This window comes from Streptomyces sp. NPDC005438 (assembly GCF_040606315.1).
Taxonomy (GTDB): Bacteria; Actinomycetota; Actinomycetes; order Streptomycetales; family Streptomycetaceae; genus Streptomyces.
This window is the reverse complement of sequence record NZ_JBEXEP010000009.1, coordinates 194,777-217,493: the sequence shown is the minus strand read 5'-3', so window position 1 is coordinate 217,493 and position 22,717 is coordinate 194,777. Positions and strand designations below refer to the sequence as shown.

Annotated in this window: 17 protein-coding genes; 5 read left to right on the top strand and 12 right to left on the bottom strand. The window is 74.1% G+C overall.

From position 1 onward, the window contains the following. Positions 1-65 precede the first annotated feature (65 nt). The 7 genes from ABZT14_RS20190 to ABZT14_RS20160 all read right to left on the bottom strand — a co-directional run bounded on the left by ABZT14_RS20190 (position 66) and on the right by ABZT14_RS20160 (position 8,879). Complete coding sequence (locus ABZT14_RS20190; RefSeq protein WP_356304631.1) at positions 66-1,289, bottom strand: arginine deiminase; 1,224 nt, start codon at positions 1,287-1,289, stop codon at positions 66-68. A gap of 192 nt (positions 1,290-1,481) precedes the next feature. After that, a complete protein-coding gene (locus ABZT14_RS20185; RefSeq protein WP_356304628.1) occupies positions 1,482-4,055 on the bottom strand; it encodes a polynucleotide kinase-phosphatase in 2,574 nt (857 codons plus the stop codon). Then, on the bottom strand, positions 4,052-5,620 hold the full coding sequence (locus ABZT14_RS20180; RefSeq protein WP_356304625.1) for a 3' terminal RNA ribose 2'-O-methyltransferase Hen1: 1,569 nt from the start codon (positions 5,618-5,620) through the stop codon (positions 4,052-4,054). The genes ABZT14_RS20185 and ABZT14_RS20180 overlap by 4 nt, the downstream gene beginning before the upstream one ends. A 32-nt stretch (positions 5,621-5,652) precedes the next feature. Continuing rightward, positions 5,653-6,585 (bottom strand): homocysteine S-methyltransferase, encoded by a 933-nt coding sequence (gene mmuM / locus ABZT14_RS20175; RefSeq protein ID WP_356304622.1) that lies wholly within the window; start codon positions 6,583-6,585, stop codon positions 5,653-5,655. After that, positions 6,582-7,505: an LLM class F420-dependent oxidoreductase gene (locus tag ABZT14_RS20170; RefSeq protein ID WP_356304619.1), complete on the bottom strand. Its 924-nt coding sequence runs from the start codon at positions 7,503-7,505 to the stop codon at positions 6,582-6,584. Before ABZT14_RS20170 ends, mmuM begins: the two co-directional genes overlap by 4 nt. A gap of 435 nt (positions 7,506-7,940) precedes the next feature. Continuing rightward, entirely contained in the window at positions 7,941-8,417 is a 477-nt protein-coding gene (locus ABZT14_RS20165) for a DUF6099 family protein (RefSeq protein ID WP_356304616.1), read from the bottom strand. 99 nt (positions 8,418-8,516) lie between these two features. Further along, positions 8,517-8,879: a nucleotide pyrophosphohydrolase gene (locus tag ABZT14_RS20160; protein WP_356304614.1), complete on the bottom strand. Its 363-nt coding sequence runs from the start codon at positions 8,877-8,879 to the stop codon at positions 8,517-8,519. 915 nt (positions 8,880-9,794) lie between these two features. On the opposite strand from ABZT14_RS20160, the gene ABZT14_RS20155 reads away from it, so the two are divergent. After that, a complete protein-coding gene (locus ABZT14_RS20155; protein WP_356304611.1) occupies positions 9,795-11,822 on the top strand; it encodes an NADPH-dependent 2,4-dienoyl-CoA reductase in 2,028 nt (675 codons plus the stop codon). 7 nt (positions 11,823-11,829) lie between these two features. On the opposite strand, the gene ABZT14_RS20150 is transcribed toward ABZT14_RS20155, so the two are convergent. After that, on the bottom strand, positions 11,830-12,846 hold the full coding sequence (locus ABZT14_RS20150) for an AraC family transcriptional regulator (RefSeq protein WP_356304608.1): 1,017 nt from the start codon (positions 12,844-12,846) through the stop codon (positions 11,830-11,832). Between the two features lie 70 nt (positions 12,847-12,916). Here ABZT14_RS20150 and ABZT14_RS20145 point away from each other — a divergent pair, with 70 nt between their 5' ends. Beyond that, entirely contained in the window at positions 12,917-14,449 is a 1,533-nt protein-coding gene (locus ABZT14_RS20145; protein ID WP_356304605.1) for an NAD(P)/FAD-dependent oxidoreductase, read from the top strand. Positions 14,450-14,563: 114 nt separating this feature from the next. Here the strand turns inward: ABZT14_RS20145 and ABZT14_RS20140 are convergent, their stop codons facing one another. Then, positions 14,564-15,184, bottom strand: a complete 621-nt coding sequence (locus tag ABZT14_RS20140; protein WP_356304602.1) for a hypothetical protein — start codon at positions 15,182-15,184, stop codon at positions 14,564-14,566. Positions 15,185-15,551: 367 nt separating this feature from the next. Between ABZT14_RS20140 and ABZT14_RS20135 the strand changes: the two genes are divergently transcribed. Continuing rightward, complete coding sequence (locus tag ABZT14_RS20135) at positions 15,552-16,232, top strand: nucleoside/nucleotide kinase family protein (protein WP_356304599.1); 681 nt, start codon at positions 15,552-15,554, stop codon at positions 16,230-16,232. A 120-nt stretch (positions 16,233-16,352) separates the two neighbouring features. Here the strand turns inward: ABZT14_RS20135 and ABZT14_RS20130 are convergent, their stop codons facing one another. After that, the gene (locus ABZT14_RS20130; RefSeq protein ID WP_356304596.1) at positions 16,353-17,027 is read right to left on the bottom strand and encodes an NAD(P)H-binding protein; all 675 of its coding nucleotides are present in this window, start codon (positions 17,025-17,027) and stop codon (positions 16,353-16,355) included. Between the two features lie 93 nt (positions 17,028-17,120). Between ABZT14_RS20130 and ABZT14_RS20125 the strand changes: the two genes are divergently transcribed. Further along, positions 17,121-17,492 (top strand): helix-turn-helix domain-containing protein, encoded by a 372-nt coding sequence (locus ABZT14_RS20125; protein WP_356304594.1) that lies wholly within the window; start codon positions 17,121-17,123, stop codon positions 17,490-17,492. Between the two features lie 36 nt (positions 17,493-17,528). Here ABZT14_RS20125 and ABZT14_RS20120 read toward each other — a convergent pair whose 3' ends face one another. Beyond that, a complete protein-coding gene (locus ABZT14_RS20120; RefSeq protein WP_356304591.1) occupies positions 17,529-18,581 on the bottom strand; it encodes a hypothetical protein in 1,053 nt (350 codons plus the stop codon). Positions 18,582-18,992: 411 nt separating this feature from the next. Between ABZT14_RS20120 and ABZT14_RS20115 the strand changes: the two genes are divergently transcribed. Further along, complete coding sequence (locus ABZT14_RS20115; protein ID WP_356304588.1) at positions 18,993-19,934, top strand: hypothetical protein; 942 nt, start codon at positions 18,993-18,995, stop codon at positions 19,932-19,934. Between the two features lie 34 nt (positions 19,935-19,968). Here ABZT14_RS20115 and ABZT14_RS20110 read toward each other — a convergent pair whose 3' ends face one another. After that, a complete protein-coding gene (locus ABZT14_RS20110) occupies positions 19,969-22,473 on the bottom strand; it encodes an ABC transporter permease (protein ID WP_356304585.1) in 2,505 nt (834 codons plus the stop codon). Positions 22,474-22,717 lie beyond the last annotated feature (244 nt).

The window sequence follows — 22,717 nt, the reverse complement described above, 5'->3', positions numbered from 1 at the left end:
TGGACGGCCGGAGGAGCCGGCGCGTCACACCCACTGACCGAAACTCTATACGACGCTCCGCATTCTTATACGGGACCCCTCTCGACCGGGCAGCTCATGCACCGGGGGCCGCCCCGACCCCGCCCCAGCTCGCTGCCGGGGATCTCCAGCACCTCGATGCCCTGCTTGCGCAGGTAGGTGTTGATGGCCACGTTGCGCTCGTAGGCCAGCACCACCCCGGGCTCCACCGCCAGTACGTTGCAGCCGTCGTCCCACTGCTCCCGCTCGGCCGCGTACACATCCTGGGTGGCGGTCAGCACCCTGATCCGGTCCAGTCCCAGGGCCGCCGCGATGGCCCGGTGCATGTGCTCCGGCGGGTGGTCGGTGACCTTCAACTCCGACTCCTCGGCGCCCGGTTCGATGGTGTACGAACGGAGGGCCCCCAGACCGGCGTACTGGGTGAAGGTGTCACCGTCGATCATCGTCATCACGGTGTCCAGGTGCATCGAGGCCCGCGCCTTGGGCATGTCCAAGGCCACGATGGTCTTGGCCGAGCCCTGCGCGAACAGCCCCCGCGCCAGCATCTCCACCGCCTGCGGGGTGGTGCGCTCACTGATCCCCACCAGCACCGCGCCGTTGCCGATCACCAGCACGTCGCCGCCCTCGATGGTGGAGGGGTAGGCCGCCTGCCCCTCGGACCAGACGTGGAAGTCGGAGGAGGCGAACAGCGGGTGGTGCTGGTAGACGGCCTCGTAGTGCACCGTCTCGTGCCAACGGGCGGGCCAACGCATGGCGTTGATGGACACCCCGTCGTAGATCCAGGCGGAGGTGTCCCGGGTGAACAGGTGGTTGGGCAGCGGGTTGACCAGGAAGTCGTCCAGTCCCATCACATGGAAGCGGACCGAGGTCGGCTCCGCCCAGCGGGCCAGGAACTCCCGCTTGGTCATCCCCCCGATCATCGACTCCGCCAGCTCGGCCGGGGACAGCTCCTCGAAGGCCCGCCGCAGCAGGTCGGTGGCGAGCGGACCGTACTCCTTCTCGTCGAAGACCCGGTCCAGCACCAGGTCGCGGGCCTGGGGCACCTCCAGGCTCTCGGCCAGCAGGTCACCGAACAGGTGCACCCGCACCCCACGGTCCCGCAGCACGTCCGCGAAGGTGTCGTGCTCCTGGCGGGCCCGGCCCACCCACAGCACGTCGTCGAAGAGCAACTCGTCCTTGTTGCTCGGGGTCAGGCGCTTCAGCTCCAGATCAGGGCGGTGCAGGATGACGCGGCGCAGTCTGCCCGCCTCGGAGTCGACTTGGAATCCCATACCTCCATCCTCGCCGAGGAGCGCCCCAGAAGCTCGGGGTTGGCCGGCGAAGATGACGGACCTCACCCCGCCAAGCGGACCTATCGGTCGGGGTCGGGCGGGCCGCCCCGCGCGGAACGCCCGTCCGCTGAGAGGTGCGGCCCGCCCGCTATACGGAGGAACCGCACCTCTCGGCACCGAACGGGCCACCCCTCACAAGCGGGGATCGACCGGCTCCGACTCCAGGGCCAGCACCGCGAACACCGCCTCGTGCACCCGCCACAGCGGCTCGCCCCCGGCCAGCCGGGCCAGGGACTCCAACCCGAGGGCGTACTCCCGCGAGGCCAGCGAGCGCTTGTGCCCCAGGTGCCGTTGGCGTAGCCGCTCCAGGTGCTCGGGGCGGGTGTACTCGGGGCCGTAGACGACCCGCAGGTACTCCCGGCCGCGCACCTTCAGGCCCGGCTGCACCAGTCGGCCCCGCCCGTCCCGGGTGTCCGGCCGCCAGGGCTTGACGACCATGCCCTCACCGCCCGCCGCCGTACGCTCCGTCCACCAGCGCACGCCCCGCTCCACCGACCCGGGGTCGCCGGTGTCCACCCGCAGCCTTTCGGTGGGGCGCAGCAGGGGGTCGCCGGTCCGGCAGAGCCGGTCCAGCCGGTCGACCTGCCGTTCCCTGGGCTCCAGGGCGAGGGAGGCGCCCTCGGCGGCCAGCACCTGGAAGGGCGCCAGACGCACCCCGGCGAGCGGGTCGCCGTCCTGGCCGGTGCGCCAGCAGTAGCGGCGGTACGCCTCGGTGTACGCCCGGGTGTCGGCGGCCCGCTCCCGCTGACGCCGCCCCAGTTCGTCCACGTCCAGGCCCCGTTTCGCGGCCTTCTCCAGGGCGGCCAGGACCGGCGGGAACACCGCGGCGGCGGCCGAGCCCACCTGGGCGTACTGGTCCCGCAGCAGCCCCTCGGCCTTGAGCGACCAGGGCAGCACCTCGGCGTCCAGCAGCAGCCAGTCGGTCCCCAGCTCCTCCCAGAGGCCGGCCGCCCCGACCGCCCGGCCCAGCCGCTCCAACAGCGCCCGCTCCAGCGCCGGTTCGCCCAGGAAGGGCCGGCCGGTACGGGTGTAGAGGGAGCCCGGTACGTCCCCGGGCACGTCGAACCGGCGGCGGGTGACCTCCGGGTCGCGGCACACCAGGGCGACGGCCCGGGAACCCATGTGCTTCTCCTCGCACACCACCTCGGCCACCCCGTCCTGGCGGTAGGCGTCGAAGGGCTCCCGGGGGTGTTCGAGGTACCCCTCCTCGCGGGAGGTGGCGCAGGGGGCCATGGTCGGCGGCAGGTACGGCATCAGCCGGGGGTCCACCGCGAACCGGCTCATCACCTCCAACGCGGCGGCGGCGTTCTCCTCCCGCACCGAGAGCCGGCCCGAGAAGCGGGTCTCGACCACCCGCCTGCCCTGGACGTCGGTCAGGTCCAGGGGGCGGCCCTCGGCACCGCCCGGGGCCTCGGTGGCCAGCGGACGCACCGGCTCGTACCAGACCCGCTCGGCGGGCACGTCCACCAGTTCCCGCTCCGGCCAGCGCAGCGCGGTCAGGGCGCCGCCGAACACGCAACCGGTGTCCAGGCAGAGGGTGTTGTTGACCCAGGAGGCCCGTGGGGTGGGGGTGTGGCCGTAGACCACGGCGGCCCGCCCCCGGTACTCCTCGGCCCAGGGGTAGCGCACCGGCAGCCCGTACTCGTCGGTCTCCCCGGTGGTGTCGCCGTACAGGGCGTGCGAGCGGACCCGGCCCGAGGTGCGCCCGTGGTACCTCTCGGGCAGACCGGCGTGGCAGACCACCAGGTCGCCGCCGTCCAGCAGGTAGTGGCTGACCAGGGAGTCGATGAACCGGGCGGCCCGCTCGGCGAAGTCCGGCTCCTCGGCGGCGACGGCCTCCAACTGCGCGACGGTCTCCGCCAGTCCGTGGGTGAGCCGTACGGTGCGGCCCGCCAGGTGCCGTGTCAGCTTGTTCTCGTGGTTGCCGGGCACACACAGCGCGGTACCGGCCTCCACCATGCCCATCACCAGGCGCAGCACCCCGGGGCTGTCCGGCCCCCGGTCCACCAGGTCGCCGACGAGGACGGCGGTGCGTCCCGCCGGGTGGCGGGCGCCGGTGGGACGCCCCCGGTCGTCCCGCTCCAGGACGTACCCCAGCCGGTCGAGCAGGGCCTCCAACTCCGAACGGCACCCGTGCACGTCGCCGACCAGGTCGAAGGGGCCGGTCAGGTGGCGCAGGTCGTTGTACCGGCGGGTGAGCCGTACGGTGGCCGCCTCGACCTCCTCCACGCCCCGCAGGTGGTGCACCCTGCGGAAGCCCTCGCGGGCCAGTCCGCGCAGCGAACCGCGCAGTTCCCTGCGCTGGCGGCCCACCACCCGGGCCGGCATGTCCGCACGGTCCGACCGTTGGGCGTTGCGGGCCAGACAGACCTCCTCGGGTACGTCCAGCACCACCGCCACCGGCAACACGTCGTGTTCCCTGGCCAGTTGGACCAGCTGACGCCGTGCCTCCCGCTGGACGTTGGTGGCGTCGACCACGGTCAGCCGGCCGGCGGCCAGGCGCTTGCGGGCGATGTGGTGCAGCACGTCGAAGGCGTCGCCGCTGGCCGACTGGTCGTTCTCGTCGTCGGCGACCAGCCCCCGGCAGGTGTCGGAGGAGAGCACCTCGGTGGGTCGGAAGTGCCGGCGGGCGAAGGTGGACTTGCCGGCGCCGGTGGTGCCGACCAGCACCACCAGGCACAGGTCGGGTATCTCCAGCTCGCTCATACGGCGGCCCCCTCGGTGGCGTCGGTGTGCTCGCCGCGCTCCTCGGCGTCCCGTCGGAACAGGGCGAGCTGGGTGGGTGTCCCGACCTCGGGGTCCGGCTCGCCCACTCCTCGGAACCGCACGTGGTAGCCGTGTCGTGCGGCCACCGCGCGGGCCCAGTCGGCGAAGCGGGCGCGGTCCCACTCGAAACGGTGGTCCCGGTGCCGGACCGTGCCGGCCGGCAGGGAGGCGTAGCGCACGTTGTACTCCACGTTGGGGGTGGTGACGATCACCGTGGTGGGACGGGCCGTGCCGAAGACCGCGTACTCCAGGGCCGGCAACCTGGGCTCGTCCAGGTGCTCGATCACCTCGCAGAGCACCGCCGCGTCGTAGCCCCGCAGCCGGGAGTCGGTGTACACCAACGAGCCCTGGAGCAGCCGCAGTCGGGAGGAGAGCCGCTCGCTCATCCGGTCCACCCTCAGCCGGCGTTCGGCGGCGCGCAGGGCCCGCATCGACACGTCCACGCCCACCACCTCGCCGTAGCGCGGGTCGGCGAGCAGGGCGGCCAGCAGCTGGCCCTGGCCACAGCCGAGGTCCAGCACCCGCCGCGCGCCGCTGTCCCGCAGGGCCTCCAGGACGGCCTCCCGTCGCGCCCGGGCCAGCGGCACCGGGCGCTCCGCCCGCTCTCCGGGGGTCTCCGGGTTCTCCGAGGTGGCCGGGGTGGCCGGGGCGGCCGGGTCCTCAGTGGTCCCGCTGTCGTCCGACACCTCCTCCTCCGGGGTGTCGTCCACCGCGTTGTCCAGCTCCTCGACCCCGGTGTCGTCCACCTCGGCCAGCCGGGCCAACTCCAGGCGTTCCAGGGCCTGTCGGGTCAGCTGGTGGCGCCGCATCAGGTAGCGGCGGGCGATCAGCCGCTGCTCGGGGTGCTCCTCCAGCCAGCCCTCGCCGGCGCGGAGCAGCTTGTCCACCTCGTCCGGGCCGATCCAGTAGTGCTTGGCGGCGTCCAGTACCGGCAGCAGCACGTACAGCTGACGCAGGGCGTCGGACAGCCGCTGTTCCCCGGTCAGGGTCAGCCCCAGGCAGCCGGAGTCGCCCCACTCGGGGAACTCGGGGTCCAGTGGCGCCGTCCCGACGGCCACCTCCCAGCCCAGCGGCTCGAACAGCCGCCGCACCAGGGCCGGTCCACCGCGCGCCGGCAGGGACGGCACCTCGATGGTCAACGGCCAGGTGCGCGAGGCCAGTTCGGGTCGGGCCCGGCACTGGCCCCTCAGGGCGCTGGAGAGCACCTGGGCCAGGGCCACGGCCAGCAGCGAGGAGGCCGCGTACGGGCGGTCGTTGACGTAGCCGGCCAGGCTGGCGTCCGGGGAGGGCGACCGGCCCCGGCCCCGTCGGACCAGTGCCACCGGGTCGACCTCCAGCAGCAGCGCCATGGTGCAGCGATGGTCGTCCGCCTCGGGGTAGAACACCCGCGCCCGCCCCGGGGAGACCGGGAACTCCTGCACCCGGTGCGGGTGCTTGTGCAGGACGTACCCCAGGTCGGTCGCCGGGCGGTCAGGGTCACCGGTGGTGGAGAGAGTGAGGAACACCCGTCCGAGTATGGGGACGCGACCTGCGAGGTTCACCCGGTTTTCGGGCGCCCCCGGTCGCGTACGGCCGCCAGTGCGGCGATCTGGTCCGGGCCCACCCGGCAGCAGCCGCCGACCAGTCGGGCCCCGGCCGCGTACCACGCCTCCAGCTCCGGCACCGGGAAGTGGGCCCCGCCCGACCACCGGTGGCGCCCGGCGTCCCAGCGTTCCCCGCTGTTGGGGTAGGCCACCACCGGCAGTCCGGTGACCTCGGCCGCCAGCCGTACGGCCGGCAGCACCTCCTCGGCGGCGCAGCAGTTGACCCCCACCGCCGCCACCCGGGGGTGGCCGCGCACCAGGGCGAAGGCCTCCCGCAGGGGCTGCCCGGCCCGGGTCCGGCCGTCAGCCACGGTGTAGCTGAGCCAGACCGGCACCCGGTGGTCGGCGACCACCTCCAGCAGGGCCTCGGCCTCCACCACGTCCGGCACCGTCTCCAGGGCCAGCACGTCGGGGTCGGCCTCGACGAGCGCGGCCACCCGGGGCCGGTGGAAGGCGGCCAGTCGGTCCCGGTCGAGGCCGTAGCGGCCCCGGTACTCGCTGCCGTCGGCGAGCACCGCCCCGTACGGCCCCACCGAGGCGGCCACCCACACCGGGCGGTCGCCGGCCGCGCGGCGCGCCAACTCCACGCTGTGGCGCAGCAGTCGGGCCGAGGTCGGGGCGTCCAGGCCACGGCGGGCGAACCCCTCGAAGGAGGCCTGGTAGCTGCTGGTGATCAGCACCTCGGCGCCGGCGGCCACATAGGCGGCGTGGGCCCGTTCCAACTGGTCGGGGTCCTCGGCCAGCAGCCGGGCGGACCACAGTTCGTCCCGCAGGTCCGCGCCCTGGGCCTCCAACTGGTTGGACAGTCCCCCGTCGAGCAGCAGCGGGCTCCCGCGCTCCGTGGCGGAGCGCAGGGCGCGCGGCAGGTCAACGGGCGGGCGGCTCATGACAGTTGGGGGGCGACCTGGTCGGCGATCAGCTCCAGGTGGTCCAGGTCGTGCAGGTCCAGCACCTGGAGGTAGACGCGTGAGGCGCCGGCCTCCCGGTAGTGGCCCAGCTTGTCCACCACCTCGGCCGGTGAACCGGCGAGTCCGTTCTCCCGGAGTTCCGGCACCTCCCGGCCGATGGCCCGGGCCCGACGGGCGATCTGGTCCTCGTCCCGGCCGACGCACGCCACCAGGGCGTTGGAGTACACCAACTCGTCGGCGTCGCGGCCGTGTTCCCGGGCGGCCTCGCGCACCCGGCCGAACTGCTGTCGAGCCTCCTCCACCGACACGAAGGGGCAGTTGAACTCGTCGGCGAACCGCGCGGCCAACCGGGGAGTGCGCTGGGCCCCCATGCCGCCGACCAGCACCGGGATGTGCGGCTGGTGCGGCTTGGGCAGCGCCGGGGAGTCGGTCAGCTGGTAGTGCTGGCCCTGATACTGGAAGGTCTGCCCCGGCTCGGTGTTCCACAGGCCGGTGATCACCTCCAACTGCTCCTCCAGCCGGGACATCCGGGCCTTGGGGAAGGGGATGCCGTACGCGGTGTGCTCCGCCTCGTACCAGCCGGAGCCCAGCCCGAACTCCACCCGGCCACCCGACATGGCGTCCACCTGCGCCACCTGGATGGCCAGGACCCCCGGCAGCCGGAAGGTACCGGCGGTCATCAGGGTGCCCAGCCGGATACGGGAGGTCTCACGGGCCAGGCCGGCGAGGGTGATCCAGGCGTCGGTGGGGCCGGGCATCCCGTCCCCGTCGCCCATCACCAGGTAGTGGTCGGAGCGGAAGAAGGCGTCGAAGCCGAGGTCCTCGGTGGCCTTGGCGACCTTCAGCAGGGTGTCGTAGCTGGCCCCTTGCTGGGGTTCGGTGAATACGCGCAGTTCCATGGGTCCCATCTTGCCCCTGGCGCCGGCCGGGCGGAGACCTGACCTCGTCGGAGGGGACGGACGAAGGAGGGGCGGGGGGTGTCGTACGGACCTCGGGTGACCACCGCGCACACGTTCCGGTGCCGTGTGCCGCGTGCCGGAGGACGGCGGAGGGAGGGGGGCCACCACAGCGGCGTCGGTGACGGTGACCGTGAGAGCGACGGGGACGCCCCGGACCGGTGGCGCCCGCTCAGTGGGGGCGGTCCGCTGCTGAGCCCGTGGGGGCGGTGGCGGGGACACGGTACGACCCGACGGTGGGCCGCGAGCGGGGGTGACGCCGTTCGGCGCCCGGGACGGGTCGGCGGCGGGTGTGGGGGGACCACACACGAGCGCCCAGCACCGACATCCACCGGCGGGTTCGGTCGGTCGCTGGACGTGACACGGAAGGGCGGGCGGTCACGGCAGGTGGTCGGCCAGACCCCCGTGTTCCTCGGGCACCTCCAGGGCCCGCAGCATTCCCGCGACCCGGTCCCCGGACTCGTCCAGGGCGTCGATGGCCTCCACGCACTGCCAGTACAGGGCGGCCTCCTCGGCCCGGGCGGCGATTCCCACCAGGGCGGCGGCGCACTCCCCGAGGAGTTCGCCCAGGTCCACCAGCACCATCCGGGGCTCGTCGACACCGGACAGCAGGGCGGCCCGGGCTCCGCTCTCGTACTGGGCGAACTGACGGGGTATGCGTCGGCCCCCGGTGGCCGCCAACTCCCGGGCGTGGGAGCGCAGTTCGCGCGGGCCCCGGGAGGCGAGCCGGCCACCCACCGCACGGGCGAGGGCCTGCGCCTGCCAGGATTCGGCGAGGATCTGGGGCACCGTTTCGCCGCGCGCCAGCGCCTGACGGGTCGCCTTGATGAGTCCAGCGGCTTCCATCTGGGCCATCCCCCTCCTTAAAAAGTAACTCTGTGTAGCCATCAACAGGCCTGACTGTGCGGCAATTTGGGACTATTTTGGACATAGGCGCCAGAGGATGCACACCCATCACTCCATAGAGTGACCATTTTCCGCAGGTGGGAAACGCGACTCGTTGCGGGAGATCTTCGCTTCCAGGGCGGAGAGCGGGTCCACCCCGACGACCGTGCACAGCTGGAGCAGGTACGCCAGGACGTCCGCCACCTCGTCCTCGACCCTCCCCAGCAGCTCGGCGTCCTCCGCCACCGCCGAGGACTCCTCCGGGGTCAACCACTGGAAGATCTCCACCAGTTCGGAGGCCTCCACGCTCAGGGCCATCGCCAGGTTCTTGGGGGTGTGGTACCGGCCCCACTCGCGCCGTCGCGCGAACTCGGCCAACTCCCGCTGTAGTCGCGGCACATCCGGGGTGGTCCCCTCGCTTCGCTCACTCATCCGCCCAGGTCTACCAGGGACAACCCACCCGCCCCGACCGCACCCCGGGCCCGGCCCGCCCCCACCTTCCCCACCGACCCCGGCAGCCCGCCCCCACCCCCGACGCGCACCCGACCGGACAACGCCACCAACTCCCGGGCCCGGCCGGCGCCCAGACCCCGACCCCGGCAACCGGCCAGCACGACGTGACCCGCCCCTCCGGGGACGCCGCCCGGGCCCCGGGCGGGGACAGCACTCCCGGGCCCACCAACACCAGGGCGGGGCAGCCCGGCCCACCCTCGCCGAGCGACCCCACCGGCCGGCACCCCGTACCGCCCCGACCCACCCGCACCCGGGCCACCACCCCGGCCACCTGGGGCCCCACCGAGGTACGGCCGCCCGCCCGTAGCGCCTCCACCAACTCCCGCCGTCGTCGGGGCCGTTCGGCCCACGGCCGGCGCGGTTCGGCCGCGAGGCCGCCGCAGGGGCGCCGGACCACCGTCCAGGCCGGCCGCCTCGCCCCCTCGGGCGCCGCCGGCGCCGAGCGCGGCGACCCCGCCCGGACCGTCGGGCCGGGCGAGCGGGCCGAGGCGGTTCACGGGCGGCACCCGGTCACAGCGGTCGCGACGACGGCGGACGGACAGCCGGAGTTCGGTGAGGGCGGGGGTACGGACATGCGCTGGACGTTAGACACCACGACTGGCGGCGAACCGTTACCTCCCTCGCCGGCTCCCCCTAACGAGGGAGGCGGTCATCACCAGTGGACGCGCCGGCCGGGAGGCGAGACCGAAGGTCGCCCCACCCCGGCTACCGCGATTGGTTACCGGCCAGTATGTTGGGGGCCGACGCGATCCCGGACCAGCCGCGACCCCTGACGAGCGGCACCCCCTGGCGGGCACCCTCTGCTGCCAGTCCCCCCGGCGAGGAAGGCGAACCATGACCGCGTACCCGACCCTGCTCTCCCCCCTCGACCTGGGCCATCTGACCCTGCGCAACCGCGTGGTGATGGGGTCGATGCACACCGGTCTGGAGGACCGCGCCAAGGACCTGCCGCAGCTGACCGCCTACTTCGCCGAACGGGCCCGGGGCGGGGTGGGCCTGATCATCACCGGGGGCTACGCGCCCAACCGCACCGGCTGGCTGCTCCCCTTCTCCTCCAAGATGACCACCCGCGCCGAGGCACGCCGCCACCGGCCGCTCACCGAGGCGGTGCACCGCGAGGGCGGCCACATCGCGCTGCAACTGCTGCACGCCGGCCGTTACGCGTACCACCCGCTGTCGGTCTCGGCCTCCTCGATCAAGGCTCCGATCACCCCCTTCCGCCCCCGACGGCTCTCCGACCGGGGCGTACGCGCCCAGATCCGCGCCTTCGCCGAGTCCGCCGCCCTCGCCCGCGAGGCCGGCTACGACGGGGTGGAGATCATGGGCTCCGAGGGCTACCTGCTCAACCAGTTCCTCGCCCCCCGCACCAACCAGCGCACCGACCGCTGGGGCGGCTCGGCGGAGAACCGTCGCCGGCTGGCGGTGGAGGTCGTACGGGCCACCCGGCGCGCGGTGGGCGAGGACTTCCTGATCGTCTACCGGCTCTCCCTGGTGGACCTGGTGGAGAACGGCCAGACCTGGGAGGAGATCCTCGCGCTGGCCTCCGAGGTGGAGGCCGCCGGCGCCAGCGTCATCAACACCGGCATCGGCTGGCACGAGGCACGGGTGCCCACCATCGTCACCTCGGTGCCCCGGGCCGCCTTCGCCGGTGCCACCGCCGCCCTGCGCCCCCACGTCGGCCTCCCGGTCGCCGCCGCCAACCGCATCAACACCCCGGAACTTGCCGAGGAGTTGCTCCGGCGCGGCGACGCCGACCTGGTCACCATGGCCCGCCCCCTGCTCGCCGACCCGGAGTGGGTCCGCAAGGCCGGCGACGGCCGGGCCGAGGAGATCAACACCTGCATCGCCTGCAACCAGGCGTGCCTGGACCACGTGTTCGCCCGCCGCAAGGTCTCCTGCCTGGTCAACCCGCGCGCCGGCCGGGAGACCGAGCTACGGCTGTCCCCCACCCGCAGGGCCAGGAGGGTCGCCGTGGTGGGCGCCGGACCGGCCGGACTGGCCGCCGCCACCGGGCTGGCCGAGCGGGGCCACCGGGTGGAGCTGTTCGAGGCGCTGCCGGACATCGGCGGACAGTTCGGGATCGCCCAACGCATCCCCGGCAAGGAGGAGTTCGCCGAGACCATCCGCTACTTCCGCCGCCGCCTGGAACGCACCGGCGTCACCCTCCACCTGGGCACCGAGGTGACCGCCGACCAGCTGGCCGGGGGCGGCTGGGACGAGGTGGTGCTGGCCACCGGGGTACGCCCCCGGATACCGGCCATCCCCGGCGTGGACCACCCCAGCGTGCTGTCGTACGTGGACGTGGTGCGGCACGGCCGGCCGGTCGGGGAACGGGTCGCGGTGATCGGGGCCGGCGGCATCGGGGTGGACGTCAGCGAGTTCCTCACCCACGAGGTGGGGGCGCCGATGGACACCGAGGAGTGGAAGGCGGAGTGGGGGGTCGGCCCCTGGGACGGCACCCGGGGCGCGCTGGTCGAGGCCCGGCCCAAGGCGCCGCCGCGACAGGTGTACCTGTTGCAGCGCAAGAGCACCCGTATCGGGGCCGGGCTGGGCAAGACCTCGGGGTGGGTGCACCGGGCGACGCTGCGGGCCAAGGGGGTGGAGCAACTGACCGGCGTCAACTACGAGTTGGTCGACGACCGGGGGCTGCACCTGACCTTCGGCCCGGACCGGGAGCGCCCCCGGGTGCTGGAGGTGGACACCGTGGTGGTGTGCGCCGGGCAGGAGCCGGTACGGGAACTGGCGGACGAGCTGGAGGCCCGGGGAGTGTCCACCCATCTGATCGGCGGGGCGGAACTGGCCGCCGAGCTGGACGCCAAGCGCGCCATCGAGCAGGGCACCCGGCTGGCCGCGCGGCTGTAGCCACCGGTCACCCGCTCCCGGGTACGCCGTACCGCCGCACCGCCCGGGGTGTGGTGCCCCACCAGCGGCGGCAGCAGCGACTGAGCGCGGACTGCTCGGACAGCCCCAGGAGGGCGGCGACCTGCCCCATGGGCATGTCGGTACCGGTCAGGTACCGGAACGCGGCCTGCCGGCGCGCCTCGTCCAGCACCCGGGCGAAGGTGGTGCCCTCGGCGGCCAACCGCCGTTGCAGGGTGCGCGGGTGGAGGGTGAGCAGCCGTGCCACGGTCCCGACCTCGGGCGGGGTGGTGCCCAGGCACTGTTCCAGCGCCCCGCGCACCCGGTGGGTGGTGCTGGCCGACTCCGGCGGCGCCTCCTGGGCGAGGAAGGCCAGCGCCAGTTGCCGCAGCCGTTCGTCGCCCGGACCCAGCGGGCGGGACCGCAGGCTGAGCGGCACCCGCAGCATGGCGGCCGGCCGCCGTACGCGTACCGGCACCCCGAAGAACTCCTCGTACCGCTCCAGCGGGGCACCGGGCCGGTGGGGCAACTCGACGCTGCGCAGTCCGTAGGGCCCGTCCAGCAGGAAGGTCAGGGAGCGGTGGACGAAGCCCAGGCTCAGCTCCAGCCCCTGGGCCGGCAGCGGTACCCCCGGAAGCGCGGTGTAGCTCAGCCCGACCACTCCCGGGGCCCGGTACGGGTCGGGCTCCAGCCGCAGGCTGAGGGAACGGGCGTGGACGTGCAGGTAGCGCACCGTGCAGTCCAGGGCGTCCCCCACCGTGGGCGAGTTCTGGATGGCCACCGCCAGCGGCCCCAGCATCCCCAGGTCCTGGCGGCCGGCCACCCTCAACCCCAGGTCGGGGCAGTCGAGTTGGCGTGCGGCCAGCTCCAGGACCTCGCCCATGGCGGTCTCCGGCACCAGCACGTCGTCCGCGTCCAGGGCGCGGACGGGCACCCCGCTGGCCCGGGCGAGGGCCTCCGCGTCCCCGCCCAGCTCCGCGACCGTCGCGCGCAGCCCCCGCAGTCCCGCGGACCGGATCACCGACATGTCGCCCAGGGTCAAACAGCTGTCGTACCCGGTCAAGTTCCGGCCCCGGGCCGCCCGCACACTGGTACCCATGACGCATCTCGCCAGCGACCAGCCCTCCCCCGAGCACCTGGACGTGGTCATCGTGGGCGCCGGACTCTCCGGGGTGGGCGCCGCCTACCGGCTGGGGACCGAGTGCCCCGGACGGACCTACACCATCCTGGAGGCCCGGGACTCCCTCGGCGGCACCTGGGACCTGTTCCGCTACCCCGGCGTGCGGTCCGACTCCGACATGTTCACCCTCGGCTACCCGTTCCGCCCCTGGCGGGAAGCCAAGTCCATCGCGGACGGCCCCAGCGTCCTGCGCTACATCCGGGAGACCGCCGCCGAGTACGGCATCGACCGGCACATCCGCTACCGCACCAGGGTCCGGTCCGCCGACTGGTGCACCGACACGGCCCGTTGGACGCTCACCGTCGACCACACCGACGCCCGGGGCCGGACCACCGAACGCACCCTCACCTGCTCCTTCCTCCACAGCTGCGCCGGCTACTACGACTACGAGCGGGGCCACTCCCCCGACTTCCCCGGCGTGGACTCCTACCAGGGCGCCCTGGTCCACCCGCAGTTCTGGCCCGAGGACCTGGACCACTCCGGCAAGCGCGTGGTGGTCATCGGCAGCGGAGCCACCGCCGTCACCCTGGTCCCGGCGCTGGCCGAGCGGGCCGCGCGGGTCACCATGCTCCAGCGGTCCCCGACCTGGATCAGCTCGCTGCCGGCCCGCGACCGGTTCGCCGACGCCCTGCGCCGGGTGCTGCCGGCCGGGGCCGCGCACCAGGCGGCGCGCACCAAGAACATCCTGTTCTCCGTCGCCCTCTACCAGTTCTGCCAACGCCGGCCCCGGGCCGCCCGCAGACTGCTGAGCCGGCTCAACTCCCGTGCCCTGGGCGACCGGGAGATGGTCCGCCAGCACTTCACCCCGAGCTACGACCCCTGGGACCAGCGGCTGTGCGCGGTGCCCGACGGCGACCTGTTCACCGCCCTGCGGGAGGGCAACGCCGAGGTGGTCACCGACCACGTGGACCGCTTCGTGCCCGAGGGTGTCCGCCTGCGCTCCGGGCGGGTGCTGGAGGCCGACGTGGTGGTGACCGCGACCGGGCTGCGCCTGCTGGCCTTCGGCGGCATCACCCCACGGGTGGACGGGCGGGAGGTGCCGCTGAGCGACCAGTTCGTCTGGCGTGGGGCGATGGTCACCGGACTGCCCAACTTCGCGGTGTCCATCGGCTACACCAACGCCTCCTGGACCCTGCGCTCGGACCTCACCGCGCGGCTGGTGTGCCGGGTGCTGAACCACATGGACCGCCACCAGTACGCCGCCGTGGAGCCCCGCCCCGAGGGCGAGTTGACGCCCCGGCCGCTGCTGGACCTCGCCTCCGGCTACATCCAGCGCTCCATCGGGGCCTTCCCCCGGCAGGGCGACCGTGCCCCCTGGCGGGTACGCCAGAACTACGTGCTGGACGCGGCCACCACCCTACGCGCCGACCTCGACCGCACCCTGTGGCCCACCCACCGTTCCGCGGTCCGCTCCCCACTGCCCGTACCGGAGCGGCAGGGCGCGGGCTGACCCCTCGCCGAACGCCGGCCGTGCGGGGGTACGGCACGGGGCCGCCGCGTCCTGGGCGATGCGGCGGCCCCGTACTCCCCGAACCGGGTTGACCGGCACCGGCCGGCCGGTGGGTCACTTGTTGGGGAACTGCCAGCGGTAGGGGTCGGTGTCGTTCCTCTCGCTGGACCAGCGAACCTCGATGGTCTTGGCGTTCTCCGGGATCATGTAGGTGTCGCAGAAGGTGTGCTTCTGCCCCTGGCCCCACTCCTTCACGCTGTAGGGCTTCTCGCAGCCCGGGCTGTCCTCGGGGGCGAAGATCAGCAGTCCGCCACGCTGGCCGTCGGCGTAGATCTGGATGTTGTCGTCGACCTTCGGGGACCGCTTGACCGTCCCCCCGCCCTTGTTGGTGAACTCCACCTGGGCGGTCACGGCCACCCGGCCCTTGGCGTCCTTGGGGTCCTTGAGCATCTTCGCGGTATCAGCCGCGCTCTTGATGTCGACCTTCTTGGCCAGGACCTGGTAGGTGATCGTGCCGTCGTCCTCCTGGAACTTGTCGGTGGCCGGCTGCCCGGTGCCCAGTTCCTTGTCCCCGCCCTGCTCCTGGTCGTCGGCGGGCTGCTGGCTGGCGGACTGGCTGGGCTTCTTGTCGTCCTTCGCGTCGGAGTCCGAGTCCGAGTCGGAGTTGCAGGCGGTCAGCGCGAGACCGAGGGCGAACACGGGGGCAGCGAGCCGGAGTCCGGCGTTTCTCTTCATCAAGACGGTTCCTTGAGCGGTGGGGGCGAGCCGGGGGTGGGGTGCCCGCCCGGATGTGCGGTCTGTCGTGGCGACTGCGCTCGGTCCCTCCGTCGCGACCGAGGGGGGAGACCGTGGGTGACGGGCACCACCGACCTCCCCCGACCGGGTCCGGTGGTGTCACACCAGCCCCGGCAGTCAGTGCCTGTCTCCCAGGACGTCGGTGGGACCTTCGGGGTTGCCGAACTCCGTAACTTGCCGGTAACGGCCGTGCGACGTGCCGGTACCGGCCCGACCCTCCGCGAGCACCCGACGTACGGCGGGTGACGGACGTACCCTCGAAGCGCCCCGCGCCCGCCCATCCCACCCCTCCCCGGAGGCCGCTCGCATGGCGACGCCCGCCCCCGCCACTCCCCTGTACCGTCACCCCTCCCTGGACGAACTGGCCGCGCGCGCCCTGCGCCTGGCGCACGGCCGGCGGGCTCTGCTGGGCGTGGTGGGCGAACCGGGGGCCGGCAAGTCCACCTTCGCGGCACAGCTGTTGGCCCGCCTGCACCGGACCCACCCCGGGCTGGCGGTCGGGGTGTCCATGGACGCTTTCCACCTGGCGCACCGGGTCCTCACCGCACGGGGGCAGGTCGCGCACAAGGGCACCCCGGACACCTTCGACGGCCACGGCTTCCTGGCCCTGCTGCGGCGCACCGTCGTGGAGACCGAACACGGCGTGTGGTGGCCGGAGTTCGACCGGGAGGTGGAGGACTCGGTGTGCGCGGCCGTCGAGGTCGCCCCCGCTCATCAACTGGTCGTGGTCGACGGCAACTTCCTGCTGTGCGACTCCCCGCCCTGGCACGGGGTACGCGGGACGCTGGACGAGGCGTGGTTCCTGGACGCCTCCCCCGCACCACGGCGGGAGCGGCTGCTGCGGCGCTACGTCCACCACGGTTTCACCCCCGAGGACGCCCGCGCCAAGGTCGACGGGGTGGACGCGCGGACCAGCGCCCTCGTCCGGGGCACCCTCGGCCGGGCGGACCTGGTGCTGACCGAGGGGCCGGCCGACCGGGACGGCTGACCCCGGTGGCCACCGGCGCCAACGGGCCGGTGCCGCGCGGGCCTTGGCGGACCGGTGCGCCCGGTGTCCATCGGCGTCCATCCGTGGAGCCCCGCGTCGGGGGCCGCCCGGTGGGGCCGGTCAGCCGTGGACCGAGATCCGGGTCCGGTGGTGGCGGGGGGTGTCGATCTCGTCCAGCAGGGCCACGGCCAGGTCGGCGTAGGACAGCCGTGCCGTCGCCTCGTCCCCGACGGTCTCGCCCCCGACCCGGTAGCCGCCGGTACGGGGCGCCCCCGCCTCCAGCCGGGCCGGAGGAGTGACCATCAGCCAGTCCACCTCGGTCGGGGCGGACCGGAGCCGGTCCAGTCCGGCCTGGTGGGCCTCGGCGAAGGGACGGATCCCGGGCGGCAACATGTGGGGATCCTCGCTGAGTGGCCGCCCGTCGGGGTCACGGAGGTTGGCGAACAGGCCGACCACCAGCAGTCGGGGCACTCCGGCCCGGGCGAGCCCGTACAGCAGGGCCTCGGCCGCCCGGACGAAGAACGCGGGGTCGAGGTCCGCGAAGCCCTGTTCCGGTCCGCTGAACGGGCTGACCGCGTGGACGGCGGCGTGGTGGGCGTGTGCCGCCCGGGCCACCTGGGCGGGGTCGGTGATGTCGCCGGACACCACCCGTACCCCCTGACCGGGTTCCGCGAGGTCCGGGTGCCGGTCGGGGTCGCGCACCACGGCGGTGACCCGGTGTCCTCGGGCGCGCGCCTCGGTGGTGGCCGCCCGTCCGGCGCGACCGCCCGCGCCGAAGATCACGATGTCCGCCATGCCCCCTCCTCCCGGTGGCGTATCTCGCCTCCGAGCTGCACGGTATCCATCGGATACTGGTTACCTCAACGATACTGGGCTAGCCTCCGCACCATGTCCGAGCCGCTGGACCCCGAGATGTTCGACCCGATGTGTCCGTCGAGCGCCATGCCGTTCCAGATCGGCGACAAGTGGACCGGCATGGTGGTGCTCTGCCTGCGGGACGGACCCCGGCGCTTCAGCGAACTCCGCGTCCCCCTGCGGAACATCACCCCCAAGGTGCTCACCCAGACCCTGCGGGCCATGGAACGGGACGGCCTGGTGACCCGGACCGCGTACGACGAGAATCCGCCCCGGGTCGAGTACGAGCTGACCCCGCTGGGGCACAGCCTCTTCCCCCTGATCGAGGCGGCCCGCACCTGGAGCCGGGAACACCTGCCCGCCCTGCTGCGAGCCCGTCACGCCCACGCGGCCGGCCGGGACTGAACCCGCCGGGCTCCGGCCGGCCACACGCCCGCCGGGTCACTCCGGGGGCAGCCGCAGCGGACCGTTGCCCTCCCGCACGTCACGGATCACCCGGGGCTCGCCGACCAGCGAGCCGTCCAGGTCGGTGGTGACCCGCACCGCGTGGTCGCCCCGACAGCGGGCGGCCCCGGCCCTCCCCCGCTCCTCCGGGTGGGACCGGTCGCAGAAGAGCACGTGCCCCCACAGCCGGTCCACCCTGCCGGGCACCAGCCGCACCACCCCGTGCGGCCTCAACTGGTGGGCGCCGGGGTGCCGTGGGGCCAGCCAGGCGGCGGTGTGGTCCCCCACCGCCCGCTCGAACGCACGCCGCTCCCGGAAGGGGCGGACCAGCCGCACCGCGCCCGACCCGGCGTCCAGGACACCATTCCGGTACGTCCAGGTCACCGCGTACGAGGGCCTGGTCGCCAGCGCGGCGTGGACCCCGCGTTCGGTCAGCCGGACCAGGGTGGGTCCCCGGCCCGCCGCGTTCTCGGGGGCGTCGGGGGCGGTACCGGGAGCCGCGATGTGGACGGTGACCGCGCGCTGGCGCGAGGGGGCGGCGCCGTCGGCCGGTGAGTACGCCGACGCCCAGCCCCGCAGGCACTCCCCCAACCTCTCCAGCACCCCGGTCACGTTGTCGTTGGTCAGCCGGGCCTCGATCCAGGGCTCGCCGACCGAGGAACGGTAGGCCCGTACGGCACGCGGGGTGTGGCCGCACTCCCGCAGGGCGGCGCGCAGCAGCCGCAGGTCGCGGGCGGCGGCCCGGGCGTCCTCCAACGCCACGTCCAGGGCCCGGTCGCAGGGGGCCCCTCCGCAGACACCGGAGTCGGCGTCGATCCGCAGGCGTACCACCGCGTCCGGGTCGTCGGCCACCGACAGCGAGACCTCCGAACCGCTGGTCCGCGGGAACAGGGTGCGCGCGCCGACCACCCGCAGCAGCCCCGGATGGCGTTCGTCGGCGATCTCCTGGGCCCGCCGACGGTCCTCCCTGGTGCCCAGGCCACAGCCGGTGACCAGCAGCGCGAGACCCAGCAGCGCCAGGGCCCCGCGCGGTCGTCTCCGTCCCCTCATGGTGTCCCTCCCCGTCCGGTGTGCCGGCCACGGTAGGAGGAGGGGCCGGCCGGTCGGATGAGTACGGATACTCATCCCCGTCCCCTCGGAGGCGCCGAGGTGCCGAGGCGCCCCGCGCCGGACGCGTCCCCACAGGTCCTAAGGAACTCAGGCACCGGGGAGGCGTACCTTCCAGGTCCGCGAGCACCCCGGGGCGACCCGCACCGCGCCCGGTGACCGGAGCGCCCCCGTCCGGCGCCTCCCACCAGGACGTCGGCGGGGACGGGAGGCACGCTGGCGGTGCGCCACCCGCGGTTCCCGGGGCGCCACCGGCACCCGGCGCGGGTGTCACGGAGGCCACGGGTTGCCGAACGGTGGGAACCGTGACGTCGGCGGTCTCGTGTTGGTGGGGCGGAGGGAGAGGGAGGAGCGATGGACACGCGGTACTTCGAGCGGGACGAGGACGGTGTCGTACGGCGCTGGCGGATCAGCCGCGACGGCGTGCACTGTCACGTCGGGTGGGGTCTGGGGTGCGGACCGACCCGGCAGTCCACCACCACGCTGCCCGACGAGACCGAAGCCGGACGGCACCTGGAACGCAGGGTCCGGGAGAAGCGGCGTCAGGGCTACCAGGAGGTCACCCCGCCGGACGTCCCGGACACGGCCGGGCCTGACCGGGAGGCGTCCCTCACCGAGGGGTACCAGCCCTTCGGCGACGAGCCGGGGGTGTTCGTGAGGCCCCCCGACCCCTCGGCCGGGGCCGACCCCCACCGCTACCTGGTGCTCGACGGGGACCAGCGGCGGGGGCTCTGCTTCGAGGTCGGGGCGTCCGGTCACGACCCGGCCATGGTCCACGGCTTCCTACGGGCGGTCCGCCCTCTGGTGGACCAGGCCTTCGACGGGCGCTCCCACCACAAGTGCGCCCTGCCCCGCCCGCTGGGGCGGTTCGACCACGTGTTGCTGTGCGGGCCCTCGCTCTCCGAGCGACGGTACGGCGACCGGCTGGCCCGGGCCTTGCCCGTACTGGACTGCGAGATCGGGGACCGGGACACCGGCACCGTGGTGGAGGCCCGGCTGCGGGGCCCGGCCGCGTCGCGGTGGAGCAGTTGGGACCGCAGGCCCTGTCCGGTGACCGACCTGCGCCACCACCTGCCGGGGGCCGTGGAGGCGCCCTCGGACCGGAGGTTCGCGGTGCGCCAACCGGCCGACCTGCACCGGCTGTTGGGGGCTCTGGCCACCTCCACGGACGACGGCTGGCTGGAGGTGCGCAACTACCGGCGCCGGGTCTGGCGCCTCACCCGGGACGAGGTGACCGCCACCACGCCGACCGAGGTCGTGGCGTTCCTGTGGGGCAGCGCCGTCCCCGCACGGTGACCGCGCGGGGACGGGCGCGGGGCGGGCCCCAGGCTCACTCGGTACCGATGGCGCGCAGCACCGGAGTACGGGCCGCGGTGACGGCGGGGGCCAGGGCGGCGAGTACGCCCACCAGCGCGGCGGCCCCGAACAGCAGGCCCACGTCCTGCCAGGGCAGCACCGGGGTCACCCCGCCCTGGGCGCGTACCCCGGCGACTCCGATCGCCCCGCCGGCGACCAGGCCCAGCACCGAGCCGAACACCGAGATGAGCACCGCCTCAGCGCTGAGCAGGGAGGCCACGCCCCGCCGGTCGAGCCCCACCGCGCGCAGCAGGCCGGTCTCCCGGACCCGCTCCAGTACGGCCATGCCCATGGTGTTGACCACCCCGAGGACGCCGATCAGCATCGTGACGCTCAACAGCCCGTACATCATCGCCAGGATGGCCGAGGTGCCGGCGCCGGCCTCCGCCCGTACGTCCGCCCGGTCCTGGATCCTCAGGGCGGGGTTGTCCAGGGTCCTCCGGGCGGCCTCCCGCAGGGCCTCGGTACCGCCCGGGGCGGCCTTGAGCAGTACCGCGCGGACCCGGGTCTCCTCGCCGCCCCGCGCCGAGGAGCGGAGCAGGCGGTCGGGGACCAGGGCGGGGGTGAGGTCGTCCGGGCCGTCGTAGAGGGCGACCACCGGCAGCGTCCGCTGCTCGCCACCGGAGTGGAAGGAGCCGCTGACCCGCGAGCCCACCCGCCAGTGGCGCTCCCGGGCCACCTCGGTACTGACCGCGACACCCCGGTCCAGGTCGGCCAGTGAGCCCTGGCGCACGGTCAGCCGGGTCACCTGTCCGACCGTGCGCGGGTTCACCCCGACCACGCCCAGACCGTCACCCCGGTCCCCCGGGGCGTACAGGGTGCCCTGGACGACGGGGGTGACCGCCTCCGCCCCGTCCAACGTGGCCAGCCGGCGCGCGGCGTCCGTCCCGACCTCGGCGCCCTCCACGGCGGTGACCTGGAGGTCGGCCACCATGCGGGCGGCGGCCTCCTCCGCGTCGTGCTCCTCCACCGCCCGTACGGCCACCGTCACGGCGGTGACCAGGGCGAGGCCGATCATCAGGGTGGCGGCCGTGGCGGCGGTACGCCGGGGGGTGCGGCGGGCGTTCTCCACCGCGAGAGTGCCCCGTACCCCGGCGAGCCGGGTCAGAGGGGCGCGCAGCAGGGCGGTGAAGCCCAGAGCCAGCGAGGGGGTCAGCAGGATGAGTCCGACCAGCAGCAGCGGGGCCCCGGCGTAGAGGAGGTCCTGGGCGTCCTTGGCGGCGACCAGCAGGGCCACCCCCAGGGCGGTGACCAGCAGCCCGGTGAGGTTGCGCCGCCGCAACGGGGCGGGGGCCGGGGGCAGTTCGGAACGCAGAGCGGCGACCGGGGGCACCTGGCCGGCCCGGCGCGCGGGCAGGTAGGCGGACAGCAGGGTGACGCCGACACCCACCGCGCAGGCCGCCAACGGCGGGAGGGGCGAGTCCAGGAGCAGCGGTACCTGGCGGCCCTCGCCCAGTACCGCGAACATCCGGCCCATCAGTGTGGCCAGTCCGATGCCCAGGGCGTAGCCGAGGGCGGAGGCGACCAGGCCCAGAAGGGCGGCTTCGGCCAACACCCGTCGGGCCACCTGGCGTCGGGTGGCGCCCACCGCCCGCAACAGGGCGTGTTCCCGGGCTCGGGCGGCCGACAGGGCGGTGAAGCTGGTGGCGACCAGGAAGACCGACACGAACAGTCCGACCCCCGCGAAGCTCACCAGCAGGGAGGTGAGCTTGTCACCGCCGCTCAGGCGCACCGCCTCCCGGACGAACTGGTCGCGGGTCTGGACGGTCACCCCCTCGGGCGTCAACTTCTCCGCCTGGCGCGCGAGTTGGGTCTCCGAGGCGCCCGCCGAGGCGGTCAGGCTGATCTCGGTGTAGCGCCCGGGCGAGGGCGCGAACAGATCCCGGGCGGTGTCCGGGGCGAAGGCGGTCAGGGTGGCGCCGGAGGCGGTACGGCTGTCCCGGGCGGTGAAGGTGCCCACCAGTCGTACGTCCCGGGTCCGGCCGTCGGCCACCACCCGGATCCGGTCCCCCACCCGGTAGCCGGCGCGTTCGGCGGCCCGGCGGTCGACGGCGACCTCCCCACCCCCGCGCGGGCCACGTCCCCGGGTCAGGGGGTAGCGGGGGTCGGAGCCCTTCCGGTCGGGTGCCCAGTTGACGCCGGTGGACTGGTAGTCGCCGAGGGTCTCGCCGTCCGGGGTGACCAGCAGGGTGCCGCCCTCGACGGTGCCCCGGGCGGCCCGCGCCCCGGGGAGTCGGCGCAGTTTCCGCAGCAGGGAGTCGTCCAGCCGAGGTGCCTCACCGTCGAAGGAGGGCTCGGGGGTGAGCCGTACCGACACGTCCGGTTGGGAGGTGGTGTGGTCGCGTTCCACCGCCGCGCCCACGGACTGGCCGTAGACCAGGGAGCCGGTGAGGAAGGCGACGGCGATGACCACGGCCACCCCGGGCAGGGCGAACCGCGACCGGTGGGCGTTCAGGGTGCGCAAGGTGGAGCGGAGCATGGAAGCCTCTCGAGACAACGGGTGGGGCCGGGGGCCGGTGGCGCCCCGACAGGAGGTGGTGGCCCGGCGCCTCGGGAGCGCCGGCCAACGCCGGGGCGGGTACGGCGAGTTCAGGCCGCCTCGGGTACGGCGGGCCCGAGGCGGGGACGCTCAGGGACGTCCGGGGGACGCCGGTGAACGCCGAGAATCACCGAGGGATGCCGGGGAACCCCGGGAGCACAGCGGCAACAGCGCCCCCGACGGG

What these genes read in the sequence shown, in the direction of transcription:
- ABZT14_RS20110 (WP_356304585.1), bottom strand. Translation starts at nt 22,473, where the DNA reads ATGCTCCGCTCCACCTTGCGCACCCTGAACGCCCACCGGTCGCGGTTC.
- ABZT14_RS20155 (WP_356304611.1), top strand. Translation starts at nt 9,795, where the DNA reads ATGACCGCGTACCCGACCCTGCTCTCCCCCCTCGACCTGGGCCATCTG.
- ABZT14_RS20140 (WP_356304602.1), bottom strand. Translation starts at nt 15,184, where the DNA reads ATGAAGAGAAACGCCGGACTCCGGCTCGCTGCCCCCGTGTTCGCCCTC.
- ABZT14_RS20125 (WP_356304594.1), top strand. Translation starts at nt 17,121, where the DNA reads ATGTCCGAGCCGCTGGACCCCGAGATGTTCGACCCGATGTGTCCGTCG.
- ABZT14_RS20150 (WP_356304608.1), bottom strand. Translation starts at nt 12,846, where the DNA reads ATGTCGGTGATCCGGTCCGCGGGACTGCGGGGGCTGCGCGCGACGGTC.
- ABZT14_RS20115 (WP_356304588.1), top strand. Translation starts at nt 18,993, where the DNA reads ATGGACACGCGGTACTTCGAGCGGGACGAGGACGGTGTCGTACGGCGC.
- ABZT14_RS20120 (WP_356304591.1), bottom strand. Translation starts at nt 18,581, where the DNA reads ATGAGGGGACGGAGACGACCGCGCGGGGCCCTGGCGCTGCTGGGTCTC.
- ABZT14_RS20135 (WP_356304599.1), top strand. Translation starts at nt 15,552, where the DNA reads ATGGCGACGCCCGCCCCCGCCACTCCCCTGTACCGTCACCCCTCCCTG.
- ABZT14_RS20185 (WP_356304628.1), bottom strand. Translation starts at nt 4,055, where the DNA reads ATGAGCGAGCTGGAGATACCCGACCTGTGCCTGGTGGTGCTGGTCGGC.
- ABZT14_RS20170 (WP_356304619.1), bottom strand. Translation starts at nt 7,505, where the DNA reads ATGGAACTGCGCGTATTCACCGAACCCCAGCAAGGGGCCAGCTACGAC.
- ABZT14_RS20145 (WP_356304605.1), top strand. Translation starts at nt 12,917, where the DNA reads ATGACGCATCTCGCCAGCGACCAGCCCTCCCCCGAGCACCTGGACGTG.
- ABZT14_RS20130 (WP_356304596.1), bottom strand. Translation starts at nt 17,027, where the DNA reads ATGGCGGACATCGTGATCTTCGGCGCGGGCGGTCGCGCCGGACGGGCG.
- ABZT14_RS20165 (WP_356304616.1), bottom strand. Translation starts at nt 8,417, where the DNA reads ATGGCCCAGATGGAAGCCGCTGGACTCATCAAGGCGACCCGTCAGGCG.
- ABZT14_RS20160 (WP_356304614.1), bottom strand. Translation starts at nt 8,879, where the DNA reads ATGAGTGAGCGAAGCGAGGGGACCACCCCGGATGTGCCGCGACTACAG.
- ABZT14_RS20190 (WP_356304631.1), bottom strand. Translation starts at nt 1,289, where the DNA reads ATGGGATTCCAAGTCGACTCCGAGGCGGGCAGACTGCGCCGCGTCATC.
- mmuM (WP_356304622.1), bottom strand. Translation starts at nt 6,585, where the DNA reads ATGAGCCGCCCGCCCGTTGACCTGCCGCGCGCCCTGCGCTCCGCCACG.